Raw genomic sequence first — 11,668 nt, 5'->3', positions numbered from 1 at the left:
CACCCCGGGGGTGTTGTCCACGAAATTGGTGATCAGCCAGTTCAGGTTCTGTGCGGCCTGGCTCATCTGACTCAACTCAACGCTCCTGGTGGTTCTGGCCGAAGCCGTCGAAGCCCTGCTGCTGGCGGCCGAAGTTGTTCTGGCCCTGACCCTGACCCTGGCCGGCCTGGCGGCCCTGCTGGATGCCGCGGCGCAGGTTGGTCAGGCGGCCGCGGACCTCCTCCGGGCTGCGGGAGACCTGCGGGCCGGTCAGCGGCGCCGACTCGGCGGTGCCGGAGACCAGGTTGGCCTGCGGGGTGCGGCGCGGCAGACCCGAGGTGGTCAGGCCGCTGGTCGAGGGCTCGCGCACCTGCTCGGCACGGCGCCAGCGCTCGTCGTTGGCCGACGGGCGCCACGGGGCCTCGGCGGCCTCGCGGCGGCCGGGCTCACCGCCCTGCGGACCGGGCCGCTGCGGACCGGCCTGCGGGCCCGGACGCTGCGGGCCGCCCTGCGGACCGGCCGGCTGCTGCGGCGCCTGCGGGCGCTGCTGCTGGCGCGGCGGGCCCTGCGGGGCCTGCTGCTGCGGCGGGACGCCCGGCGCCGAGGTGCCGGGGCGCTGCGGCTGGTACTGCGGCTGCTGCTGCGGGCGCGGACGGGCCTGCTGCTGGCCGCCGTCCTCCGGACGGAACCACTGCTGGGTGTCCTCCGGGCCGGGGCCGGTCGGCAGCGCCATCGGCTGGGCCTGCTGCTGCGGCTGGGGCTGCTGCGGGGCCTGCTGAGCGAACGGCTGGCCGCCGCCCGGCTGGGTGGTCGGGTCCGGCAGGACCGGCTCCACCAGGCCGAGGCCCAGCGGGTCGCGCGGGTCGATGTCGCTGGCCTCGAAGCGCGGCCGGCCGAACTGCACGGTGGACTCGACGGGGCTCTCCGCCGGGCCCGGCTGCTGCGGCGCCTGCGGGCGCTGCTGGCCGGGGACGGGACGGCCGCCCTGCGGGCCGGCCTCCGGACGCTGGCGCTCCGGCATCGGGGCACGGCCGCCGGGGCCCTGCTCCGGGCCGCGCCGCGGCAGGCCGCCGGGACCGCCCTGCGGGCCCGGGGCACCGGACGCGCCCGGGACCCGCCGCGGCTGGCCCTGCTGGTTGGGCTGGCCCTGCGGGGCCTGCTGGCCCTGCTGGTTCGGCGCGGAGGTCTCGCGCAGCGCCTGGCCGACCTCACGGGTCGGCAGGCCGCCGGCGGGACGACCGCCCTGGGGCTGCTGGGGCTGCTGGGGCTGCTGGGGCTGCTGCGGGGCACCGCCCTGCGGGCCCTGACCGAGCTGCGGACGCGCCGGGGCACCGGTCGGGGCCTGGCCGAGCGCGGCGGCGGAGCGGCCCGCGAGGGCCTCCGCCGCGGTGCCGCGGCCCTGCTGGCGCGGGGTGGGGCCGAGGCCGCGGCCCTTGCCGGCCGCGCCGCCGGCGGGGCGCTGGCCCGGACGGCCGGAGGCGTTGGTGACGTCCACCGGCAGCATGACGAGTGCGGTGGTGCCGCCGGAGTCGCTGGGACGCAGCTGGATGCGGATGCCGTGTCGCAGGGACAGGCGGCCGACCACGAAGAGGCCCATGCGGCGGGAGACGGAGACGTCGACGGTGGGCGGGCTCGCGAGGCGCTCGTTGATGTCCGCGAGGTCGTCCGGGCTCAGGCCGATGCCGGTGTCGTGGATCTCGACCAGCACCCGGCCGTCGGGCAGCGCGTGGCCGGTGACCCGGACGCGGGTCTGCGGGCTGGAGAACGAGGTCGCGTTCTCCAGCAGCTCGGCGAGGAGGTGGACGAGGTCGTTGACGACGCGGCCGGCGACCTCGGTCGACGGCACCGCGGCGAGTTCGATGCGCTCGTACTGCTCCACCTCGGAGGCGGCGGCGCGGAGCACGTCGACCAGCGGGACGGGGCGGGTCCAGCGGCGGCCCGGGTCCTCACCCGCGAGGACGAGGAGGTTCTCACCGTTGCGGCGCATGCGGGTCGCGAGGTGGTCCAGCTTGAAGAGGCTGGCCAGCTGGTCCGGGTCGGCCTCGCGGCTCTCCAGCTCGGAGATGAGCGACAGCTGGCGCTGGATGAGGCCCTGGCTGCGGCGCGAGAGGTTGGTGAACATCGCGTTGATGTTGCCTCGCAGGAGGGCCTGCTCGGCGGCGAGGCGGACGGCCTCGCGGTGCACCATGTCGAACGCGGAGGCCACGTGGCCGATCTCGTCCGCGGAGTCGACGCCGACGGGTTCGACGGTGACGTCGACGTCGTGCGGGTCGCTCTCGGAGAGGGTCTTGACCAGCTCGGGCAGACGGCGCTCGGCGACGTCCTCGGCCGCGGTCTGCAGACGGGTCAGCGAGCGCACCATCGAGCGGGCCACGATGGCCGCACCGGCGATGGCGACGATGAGGACGACGGCGATCAGCGCGGCGTTGACGAGCGCCTCGGTGTCGGCGTCGGACTGCAGCTTCTGGGCCTTGCCGTCGAGGTCCTCGAGCAGCTGGGTCTCGATGCGCTGCTCGGCGTTGATCTTGACGCTGGCGGCGTCGTACCAGTCCGTGTAGGTGCGCGGGTCGGTCTGCCGGATGCCGTTGGTGTTGAGGACCTGCTGGGTGTACCGGTCGGTGTCCGCGATGGTCTGGTTGAAGCTCAGGCTGGAGCGCTTCTTGCGGGCCTCTTCGTCACCGTAGATGGCGGTGAAGTTGGCGAGCGCGGACTCCTCGGAGACCTGCAGCCGGATGCCGAAGGTCTCGTCGGAGGGGGAGAGGTCGGCCTTCTGCGGGCGGGCCAGCGCGGCGGAGATCAGCGCGCGCTGCATGGACGCGTTCTCCTTGGACAGCGCGAACTGGCTGAGCGCCCGGGTGATCTTGATCAGCTCGGTCGAGTTCGACGCGATCGCGATCTCCTCGGTGATGCCGATGAGACCCTTGATGATCACGTCGTAGTTCAGGACGGTGGCCTGAATGTTGTCGATGTTGGTGTACGCGGAGCCGCGCGCCTCCGACAGCTGGTTGAGGTCCTTGCGGACCTGCAGCAGCAGGGCCTTTCCACCGGCGAGGTCGAGCTCGTCGAACTTGTCGGCGCTGGTGGCGAAGGCCTTGCTCAGCTGGTCGGTGTTCTTCTGGGCGTCCATGACGTCCGGGTCCTGCCGCTCGCCGGGCTTGGCGGTGAGCGGGCCGGCGCTGATGTCGCGCTCGGTCTCCAGGGCGTCGGCCAGCGCGGTCGCGCGGCGGGCGAGGTCCGCGAGGTCGGTCATCTGCGCCAGCTGGCGGGAGTTCTCCATCGAGGTCTGCACGCGCAGACCGCCGAGGACGAGCGCCACCATCACGGGGAGCAGCAGCAGCGCGATCAGGCGCGTGCGGATGCGCCAGTTGCGCAGCGCGAACCTGTTGAGGCCGGTCGCCCGGCGGTAGTTGAGCGTGCTGCGGAGCCGCGAACGGCCCGACTTGGCGTCGGCCGCGTCGTGGCCGTCCGTGACCGTGTCGTCGGCGGGCTCGGCGCTGCCGCCGGCCTGGCCTGCTGTCGGCGCTGCCTGGTGGGGGCCGGCCACCGGCTCGCGCGACTCCGGGTCACCCGCGGCGCCGCTGCCCCTCTTGAAACGTCCCTGCACTGGCGTCGCAACCTCTGGACCGGGCGCCCCTCCCCGCTGGCGCGGAGGGGGACGGTGTCGAGTTTTTCCGTGGCATTCCAGCACAGCGCGAGAAGTCCAACAAGGGCCGTTATGACTCGGTGTCCTGAGCTACCGACCGCGCGCAGGCTCTCACGGTCCGTGCGGTTACGCGCCGGTAATACGGCTCTTTTCGGACACGCAGCACCCTTCGGCCGACCGGGTGGAGCTCGGACATGTGCGACCAATGTCCGAGATGGGCGTTATGTCCGAATTATCGAACCGCCCCGAATGTCCCGAAAGCCGAAATGGATCACGTAATTGTGACCAAAGTCACAGATTAATGTGTAGCTTTGGTCACGGCTCCTGTGACAGGAGATCCTTACCCTTGGCGGGGTCGCGGAGAGCCTTCCCAGGCCCGCGCCCGCCCAAAAGTCCTCCTCGCGAAACCAAGGTGCCCCGCCCATGTCCCAGCCGACGAAGGCCGCGAAGTCCACGCTCACCGTCCGACCGACCGCCAACCCGCGTCGGACCACCCTGGCCTCCGTCGCGGACTTCGCCCAGCTCCCCGGCGCGGTGGCCGCGCAGGAGCCGCGCGAGTACGCCGTCGAGCTGCCCGACAGCACCGCCAACCCGCGCCGCACCCAGCTGATGGTGGCGCCCGCGCCGCGGCTGCCCCGGGACTGAGCGCATCCGCCCGCAGGAGGGGCGCCGACCGCACCGGTCGGCGCCCCTCGGCGTGTCCGGGGCGTCCGGGGTGCACGAGCGCCCCCCCGCCGCCGCGCGCCCCCGGGCCGGCGGCACCCCGCGCGATAGCCTGGGGACGATCGAGCAGGCCACCGACCGAGAGGCTGCAGGGTGCGTATCGCCAGGTTTTCCGTCCGGGAAGGGAGCCCTGCCGCCGGCAGCGTCTCCTTCGGCGTCGTCGAGGGCGACCCGGCCCAACCCGATTCCCTGGTGGTGCACGCGCTGGCCGGCCACCCGTTCGGGCCGCCGCAGCTCTCCGGTGAGAGCTACCGGATGCAGGACGTCCGCCTGCTGGCGCCGATGCTGCCCAACAAGATCGTCGCGGTCGGCCGCAACTACGCGGCGCACGCCGCCGAGCTCGGCAACGAGGTCCCGGACGTCCCGCTGACCTTCTTCAAGCCGTCCACCGCGGTCGTCGGCCCGACGGAGTCCGTCGCCTACCCGCCGTTCTCCTCGGACGTGCAGCACGAGGCGGAACTCGCCGTGGTGATCGGCCGGATGTGTCGCGAGGTCCCGGTGGGGCGCGTCCCCGAGGTGATCCTCGGTTACACCTGCGCCAACGACGTCACCGCGCGCGACGTCCAGCAGCGCGAGGGCCAGTGGGCCCGGGCCAAGGGCTTCGACACCTCCTGCCCGCTCGGCCCGTGGATCGAGACCGAGCTGGACCCGTCCGACCTGGCGATCACCTGCACCGTCAACGGCGAGCTGCGGCAGACCGGCCGCACCTCCCTGATGGTGCGTTCGATCCCCGAACTGATCGCGCACATCTCCGAGGCGATGACGCTCCTGCCGGGCGACGTCGTCCTGACCGGCACCCCCGCGGGCGTCGGCCCCCTCAGCATCGGCGACGAGGTCGCCGTCTCCGTCGAAGGCATCGGCACCCTCGCCAACAAGGTGATCAAGCGTGGCTGACTCCCTCGCGGGCCCGGACGTCCGGGTCCGCTTCTGCCCGTCCCCGACCGGCAACCCGCACGTCGGGCTGGTCCGCACCGCCCTGTTCAACTGGGCGTTCGCCCGCCACCACGGCGGCACCCTGGTGTTCCGGATTGAGGACACCGACGCCGCCCGCGACTCCGAGGAGTCGTACGGCCAGCTGCTCGACGCGATGCGCTGGCTCGGCTTCGACTGGGACGAGGGCCCCGAGGTCGGCGGCCCGCACGCGCCCTACCGGCAGTCCCAGCGGATGGACGTCTACGCCGACGTCGCCCGCCGGCTGCACGAGGCGGGGCACGCCTACCACTGCTACTGCTCCACCGAGGAGCTCGACGCCCGCCGCGAGGCCGCCCGTGCGGCGGGCAGGCCGTCCGGCTACGACGGCCACTGCCGCGAGCTGAGCGAGGACCAGGTCGCGGTGTACCGGCTGGAGGGCCGCAGCCCGATCCTCCGGTTCCGGATGCCGGACACCACCCTCGCCTTCGACGACCTCGTCCGCGGCCCGGTCGCCTTCGACCCCAAGGACGTGCCCGACTACGGCATCGTCCGGGCCAACGGCGCCCCGCTCTACACCCTCGTCAACCCGGTCGACGACGCCCTGATGGGCATCACCCACGTGCTGCGCGGGGAGGACCTGCTCTCCTCGACGCCGCGCCAGATCGCCCTCTACGCGGCGCTCGCCGACATCGGCGTGGGCGGCGGCACCACCCCGCGCTTCGGCCACCTGCCGTACGTGATGGGCGAGGGCAACAAGAAGCTCTCCAAGCGGGACCCGCAGGCCTCGCTCAACCTCTACCGCGAGCGCGGCTTCCTGCCCGAGGGCCTGCTCAACTACCTGGCCCTGCTGGGCTGGTCGCTCTCCGAGGACCGGGACCGCTTCTCCATGGCGGAGATGGTCGAGGCCTTCGACATCGCCAAGGTCAACGCCAACCCGGCCCGCTTCGACCTGAAGAAGTGCGAGGCGATCAACGCCGAGCACCTGCGCGCGCTCGACCCGGAGGACTTCGTCCGCCGGCTGGTGCCGTACCTGCAGGCCGCCGGACTGCTGCCGGCCGAGCCCACCGCGCACCAGCTCGACCTGCTGGCCGCCGTCGCCCCGCTCACCCAGGAGCGGATGGTCGTGCTGAGCGAGATCGTCCCGATGGCCGGCTTCCTGTTCGTCGACCCGGCGGACTTCGCGGTCGACCCGGACGACGCCGCCAAGGCGCTCGGAGCCGACGCCCGGCCGGTCCTGGAGGCGTCCGTGGAGGCACTGGAGGCGCTGGCCGACTTCACCCCGGACGCGATCCAGGCCGCGCTGCGCGAGGCCCTGGTGGACGGCCTCGGGATCAAGCCCAAGTTCGCCTTCACCCCGCTGCGGGTGGCGGTGACCGGCCGCCGGGTCTCCCCGCCGCTGTTCGAGTCGATGGAGCTGCTGGGCCGCGCCGAGACGCTGCGTCGGCTGAGGGCCGCCCTGGAGGCCGCGCCGGCCTCCTGAGGCCGTCCGCGCCGCCTGCGGCCCCGGTGCGCTGACCAGGGCCGCAGGCGCCCCGGCGCCCTGCCTGCGGTTATCGATTTTGGAGCCGGGCCTGGCGTCGGGTAATGTTCTTTCTGCGCCGCCCGGGCAGGGAGGCGCAAGACACCGAGCGAAGGCCCCGCAGGGGTTGAACTCTGGTGGGGTATGGTGTAATTGGCAGCACGACTGATTCTGGTTCAGTTAGTCTAGGTTCGAGTCCTGGTACCCCAGCGCAGTACAGCAGCAGTGCAAGCCCCCGTTGTGTAGCGGCCTAGCACGCCGCCCTCTCAAGGCGGTAGCGCCGGTTCGAATCCGGTCGGGGGTACGCAGTTTCTTCGGAAAATTGCAGAGTGAATGAGTATGCCCCCGTTGTGTAGCGGCCTAGCACGCTGCCCTCTCAAGGCAGTAGCGCCGGTTCGAATCCGGTCGGGGGTACTCAGCACCACCTCGGTGGTGCGGGCCCCCGTTGTGTAGCGGCCTAGCACGCCGCCCTCTCAAGGCGGTAGCGCCGGTTCGAATCCGGTCGGGGGTACTTTTGGGGTATGGTGTAATTGGCAGCACGAGTGATTCTGGTTCATTTAGTCTAGGTTCGAGTCCTGGTACCCCAGCCAACAAGCTCCGGGTGACCGGGGCTTTTTTGTTTTCCGGCCCGACCCGTTTCCCGGACCGTCCCGGAATTCCCGCGCGCAGCCCGAAGGGCCCGCCCCGCGTTCCGGGGCGGGCCCTTCCGTCGTCGCCGGTACCGCCGGGCGTCAGCCGCGGCGGAGCGCCTCGGTGAGGCGGTTGGCGGCCTCGATGATGGCCTGGGCGTGCAGCCGGCCCGGGTGGCGGGTGAGGCGCTCGATCGGGCCGGAGACCGAGACGGCGGCCACCACGCGGTTGGAGGGGCCGCGGACGGGCGCGGAGACGGACGCCACGCCCGGCTCGCGCTCGCCGATCGACTGGGCCCAGCCGCGGCGCCGCACGCCGCTGAGCGCCGTCGCGGTGAAGCGGGCGCCCTGCAGACCGCGGTGCAGGCGCTCCGGCTCCTCCCAGGCCAGCAGGACCTGGGCGGCGGAGCCGGCCTTCATCGGCAGGGTGGAGCCGACCGGGACGGTGTCCCGCAGACCGGAGAGCCGCTCGGCGGCGGCGACGCAGATGCGCATCTCGCCCTGGCGGCGGTAGAGCTGGGCGCTCTCGCCGGTGACGTCGCGCAGGTGGGTGAGCACCGGCCCGGCGGTGGCGAGGAGGCGGTCCTCGCCCGCCGCGGCGGAGAGCTCGGCGAGTCTGGGGCCGAGGATGAACCGGCCCTGCATGTCCCTGGTGACCAGGCGGTGGTGTTCGAGTGCGACGGCGAGTCGGTGGGCCGTGGGCCGCGCCAGACCGGTGGCGGCGACCAGCCCCGCCAACGTGGCGGGGCCAGACTCCAGTGCGCTCAGCACCAGAGCGGCCTTGTCGAGAACGCCGACGCCGCTAGTGTTGTCCATGTCTCGATACTGCAGTCTCAGTGGGCGAGACGCAAGTTCAATCTTCCGAGAAAAGCGCCACTCTTGATGCAGCAGCCCGGGAGACACCCAGGATGGACCCTCACCAAAGCGTCCACATCCTGGACAGACGATCCGGCGTGCAGGTCGCGACTCCGCAGCGAGCCTCACCAGGGCAGCACCGGAAGAGACCCCGACGACACGAGAAGGCCGGCAATGCGGCCGGCTGGAGGGAAAGCGATGGGACGGACACTCGCAGAGAAGGTCTGGGACGACCACGTCGTCCGGCGCGCCGAGGGCGAGCCCGACCTCCTCTTCATCGACCTGCACCTGCTGCACGAGGTCACCAGCCCGCAGGCGTTCGACGGCCTCCGGCTGGCCGGCCGCAAGGTCCGCCGCACCGATCTCACGATCGCCACCGAGGACCACAACACCCCGACCCTCGACATCGACAAGCCGATCGCCGACCCGGTCTCCAAGGTCCAGCTGGAGACGCTGCGCAGGAACGCCGCCGAGTTCGGCGTGCGCATCCACTCGCTGGGCGACGTCGAGCAGGGCGTCGTGCACGTCGTCGGCCCGCAGCTGGGCCTCACCCAGCCCGGCACCACCGTGGTCTGCGGCGACTCCCACACCTCCACCCACGGCGCCTTCGGCGCACTGGCGTTCGGCATCGGCACCAGCCAGGTCGAGCACGTGCTGGCCACCCAGACCCTGCCGCTGGCCCCGTTCAAGACCATGGCCATCACCGTCGAGGGCGAACTGCCCGAGGGCGTCACCGCCAAGGACCTGATCCTCGCCATCATCGCCAAGATCGGCACCGGTGGCGGCCAGGGCTACGTCCTGGAGTACCGCGGCTCCGCCATCCGCAGCCTCTCCATGGAGGCCCGGATGACCATCTGCAACATGTCCATCGAGGCGGGCGCCCGGGCCGGCATGATCGCCCCCGACGACACCACCTTCGACTACCTCAAGGGCCGCCCGCACGCCCCCGAGGGCGAGGACTGGGACGCCGCCGTCGCGTACTGGCGCACCCTGACCACCGACGAGGACGCCGTCTTCGACGCCGAGGTGTTCATCGACGCCGGCTCGCTGACGCCGTTCGTCACCTGGGGCACCAACCCGGGCCAGGGCGCCCCGCTCGGCGCCAGCGTCCCGAACCCCGAGGACTTCGAGGACCCGCAGGAGCGGATCGCCGCCGAGAACGCCCTGAAGTACATGGGCCTGGAGGCCGGCACCCCGCTGCGCGAGGTCCCCGTCGACGCCGTCTTCGTCGGCTCCTGCACCAACGGCCGGATCGAGGACCTGCGGGCCGCCGCCGACATCCTGGACGGCCGCCGGGTCGCCGACGGCGTGCGGATGCTGGTCGTCCCCGGCTCCGTCCGGGTCGCCCTGCAGGCCGTCGAGGAGGGCCTGGACAAGGTCTTCACCGCCGCCGGCGCCGAATGGCGCCACGCGGGCTGCTCGATGTGCCTCGGCATGAACCCGGACCAGCTGGCCCCGGGCGAGCGCTGCGCCTCGACCTCGAACCGCAACTTCGAGGGCCGCCAGGGCAAGGGCGGCCGCACCCACCTGGTCTCCCCGCAGGTCGCCGCCGCGACCGCCGTGCTGGGTCACCTGGCATCTCCTGCTGATCTGAAGCCCGCCGACCCGGCGGCCAACCCCGTCGCCGTGGAGGCCTGAGCCATGGAGAAGTTCACCACCCACACCGGCCGGGCCGTCCCGCTGCGCCGCAGCAACGTGGACACCGACCAGATCATCCCGGCGCACTGGCTGAAGAAGGTCACCCGCTCCGGCTTCGAGGACGGCCTGTTCGAGGCCTGGCGCAAGGACGAGGACTTCGTCCTCAACCGCCCCGAGCGGCAGGGTGCCAGCGTCCTGGTGGCCGGCCCCGAGTTCGGCACCGGCTCGTCCCGCGAGCACGCCGTCTGGGCACTGCAGAACTACGGCTTCCAGGCCGTGATCTCCTCGCGCTTCGCCGACATCTTCCGCGGCAACTCGCTGAAGAACGGCCTGCTGACCGTCGTCCTGCCGCAGGAGACCGTCGAGCGGCTGTGGGAGCTGGTCGAGGCGGACCCGACCGCCGAGATCACCGTCGACCTGGAGGCCCGCGAGGTCCGCGCCGAGGGCGTGACCGCCTCCTTCGAGCTCGACGACAACGTCCGCTGGCGCCTGCTGAACGGCCTGGACGACATCAGCATCACGCTGCAGAACGAGGCCGACATCGCCGCTTTCGAGGCGACCCGCCCCTCGTTCAAGCCGCGCACCCTGCCGGTCGCCTGACGGCCCGCAACTCCGCGCGTACGCCGGATGGCCCGCCTCCCCTCGGGGGGGCGGGCCATCCGCCGTTCGGCCCCCGGGTGCATCGACGCGGCCCTTCCCGGCCGGCCGGAGTTCGAGTCCGAGTTCGGGTCTGACACCCACTCGGAACAGCACCGGGCATTTGCCCAAGACCCCCCTTGCGCAGGGCACATCACAACAGATGGCACAATCGTTGCATGCACCGGCACGACGAACCTCCGTACGCGGGCGGCGATCCCGCGCACCCGGAGGCGAACGGCGGTGCAGCCGGCGGTCGAATTGACGGCCGGACGGACGACCAGACCTCACCTGCTGAGGAACCGGACGACCCGGAAGCCGAAGCGCTCTTCGCGCTTGTGGCCGAGCGGTTGAAGCAAGCCCACGCTCGCGTATCTGCGCTGAACGTGTCAGCGGAAGCAAAGACCGCTCTCACCCGTCAACTGCTGATCGTCACGGAGACCGCCAAGCGCGATCTCCCGGGGGCGGCCCGGCGGTTGAGTCGCTTTGTGCAGGACCTCGACGCGGGGCGCCCGCCGCTCGGCTGAGGACGCGAACGCGCAAATCCATTGCGACACTAGGGTGATTCACGCGTTTGGTAATTGAAAGTCCGCAGATACGTACCTAACGTGCGAAATGAACGGATGGATTCATCCGGCGCCCGTTTCCGAAGGGGAAGACGTGAACAAGGCTCAGCTTGTCGAAGCGGTGGCCGAGCAGCTGGGCGGTCGCAAGGCTGCCGCAGAGGCCGTCGACGCAGTGCTCGACACCATGGTGCGTGCCGTCGTGGCCGGTGACCGGGTCTCGGTCACCGGCTTCGGCACCTTCGAGAAGGTGGAGCGCTCCGCGCGCTTCGCCCGCAACCCGCAGACCGGTGAGCGCGTCAAGGTCAAGAAGACCTCCGTCCCGCGCTTCCGTCCCGGCCAGGGCTTCAAGGACCTCGTCAGCGGCTCCAAGAAGCTGCCGAAGGAAGGCCCCTCGGTCAAGAAGGCCCCCAAGGGCTCGCTCACCCCGGGCAAGGGCGGCGCCACCACGGCCGCCGCCAAGCGCGCCGCCACCAAGCGCGTCGCGGCCGCCACCGGCACCGCCGCCGCGGCCGCCAAGAAGACGGCCGCGAAGAAGGCGGCTCCCGCCAAGACCGCCGCTGCGGCGAAG

The 11,668-nt window shown here is 72.0% G+C and carries 9 protein-coding genes, 5 tRNA genes and 1 pseudogene; 12 read left to right on the top strand and 3 right to left on the bottom strand.

The features are described 5' to 3' along the window. Both AB0442_RS33570 and AB0442_RS33565 read right to left on the bottom strand, forming a co-directional pair. Positions 1–66: pseudogene (locus AB0442_RS33570) on the bottom strand (roadblock/LC7 domain-containing protein); the annotation flags it as partial. Between the two features lie 10 nt (positions 67–76). Beyond that, positions 77–3,583: a nitrate- and nitrite sensing domain-containing protein gene (locus AB0442_RS33565; RefSeq protein WP_366167380.1), complete on the bottom strand. Its 3,507-nt coding sequence runs from the start codon at positions 3,581–3,583 to the stop codon at positions 77–79. A 462-nt stretch (positions 3,584–4,045) separates the two neighbouring features. Here AB0442_RS33565 and AB0442_RS33560 point away from each other — a divergent pair, with 462 nt between their 5' ends. The 8 genes from AB0442_RS33560 (at position 4,046) to AB0442_RS33525 (ending at position 7,366) form a co-directional block, all read left to right on the top strand. Further along, a complete protein-coding gene (locus AB0442_RS33560; RefSeq protein ID WP_366167379.1) occupies positions 4,046–4,267 on the top strand; it encodes a hypothetical protein in 222 nt (73 codons plus the stop codon). 171 nt (positions 4,268–4,438) lie between these two features. Beyond that, entirely contained in the window at positions 4,439–5,239 is an 801-nt protein-coding gene (locus AB0442_RS33555) for a fumarylacetoacetate hydrolase family protein (RefSeq protein ID WP_366167378.1), read from the top strand. Further along, positions 5,232–6,737 carry a glutamate--tRNA ligase gene (gltX, locus tag AB0442_RS33550; RefSeq protein ID WP_366167377.1) on the top strand — a complete coding sequence of 502 codons (1,506 nt, stop codon included), beginning with the start codon at positions 5,232–5,234 and terminating at the stop codon, positions 6,735–6,737. The genes AB0442_RS33555 and gltX overlap by 8 nt, the downstream gene beginning before the upstream one ends. 177 nt (positions 6,738–6,914) lie before the next feature. Then, positions 6,915–6,986 (top strand) — tRNA-Gln (locus AB0442_RS33545). Between the two features lie 21 nt (positions 6,987–7,007). Further along, a tRNA-Glu gene (locus AB0442_RS33540) sits at positions 7,008–7,080 on the top strand. A 37-nt stretch (positions 7,081–7,117) separates the two neighbouring features. Further along, a tRNA-Glu gene (locus AB0442_RS33535) sits at positions 7,118–7,190 on the top strand. A 24-nt stretch (positions 7,191–7,214) separates the two neighbouring features. Next, positions 7,215–7,287 (top strand) — tRNA-Glu (locus tag AB0442_RS33530). 4 nt (positions 7,288–7,291) lie between these two features. Continuing rightward, positions 7,292–7,366 (top strand) — tRNA-Gln (locus tag AB0442_RS33525). Positions 7,367–7,507: 141 nt separating this feature from the next. Here AB0442_RS33525 and ndgR read toward each other — a convergent pair. Next, entirely contained in the window at positions 7,508–8,221 is a 714-nt protein-coding gene (gene ndgR / locus AB0442_RS33520) for an IclR family transcriptional regulator NdgR (protein ID WP_030275730.1), read from the bottom strand. A 237-nt stretch (positions 8,222–8,458) separates the two neighbouring features. Between ndgR and leuC the strand changes: the two genes are divergently transcribed. The 4 genes from leuC to AB0442_RS33500 form a co-directional block, all read left to right on the top strand. Then, positions 8,459–9,898, top strand: coding sequence for a 3-isopropylmalate dehydratase large subunit (leuC, locus tag AB0442_RS33515; protein WP_366167376.1), 1,440 nt, complete (start codon positions 8,459–8,461; stop codon positions 9,896–9,898). A 3-nt stretch (positions 9,899–9,901) separates the two neighbouring features. Further along, positions 9,902–10,498, top strand: a complete 597-nt coding sequence (gene leuD, locus AB0442_RS33510; RefSeq protein WP_344627300.1) for a 3-isopropylmalate dehydratase small subunit — start codon at positions 9,902–9,904, stop codon at positions 10,496–10,498. Positions 10,499–10,872: 374 nt separating this feature from the next. Beyond that, positions 10,873–11,061, top strand: a complete 189-nt coding sequence (locus tag AB0442_RS33505) for a hypothetical protein (RefSeq protein ID WP_078661527.1) — start codon at positions 10,873–10,875, stop codon at positions 11,059–11,061. A 133-nt stretch (positions 11,062–11,194) separates the two neighbouring features. Further along, on the top strand, positions 11,195–11,668 hold a 474-nt coding region (locus AB0442_RS33500), incomplete at its 3' end, for an HU family DNA-binding protein (protein WP_366167375.1).

The organism is Kitasatospora sp. NPDC085895 (assembly GCF_040702125.1).
In the GTDB taxonomy this organism is placed as follows: Bacteria; Actinomycetota; Actinomycetes; order Streptomycetales; family Streptomycetaceae; genus Kitasatospora; species Kitasatospora arboriphila.
The sequence above is the reverse complement of the archived record's forward strand: the minus strand, read 5'-3'. Positions and strand labels throughout refer to the sequence as shown.

Excerpts from the sequence above, each read along its gene's own strand:
- ndgR (WP_030275730.1), bottom strand. The coding sequence starts at position 8,221 with ATGGACAACACTAGCGGCGTCGGCGTTCTCGACAAGGCCGCTCTGGTG.
- AB0442_RS33560 (WP_366167379.1), top strand. The coding sequence starts at position 4,046 with ATGTCCCAGCCGACGAAGGCCGCGAAGTCCACGCTCACCGTCCGACCG.
- leuC (WP_366167376.1), top strand. The coding sequence starts at position 8,459 with ATGGGACGGACACTCGCAGAGAAGGTCTGGGACGACCACGTCGTCCGG.
- leuD (WP_344627300.1), top strand. The coding sequence starts at position 9,902 with ATGGAGAAGTTCACCACCCACACCGGCCGGGCCGTCCCGCTGCGCCGC.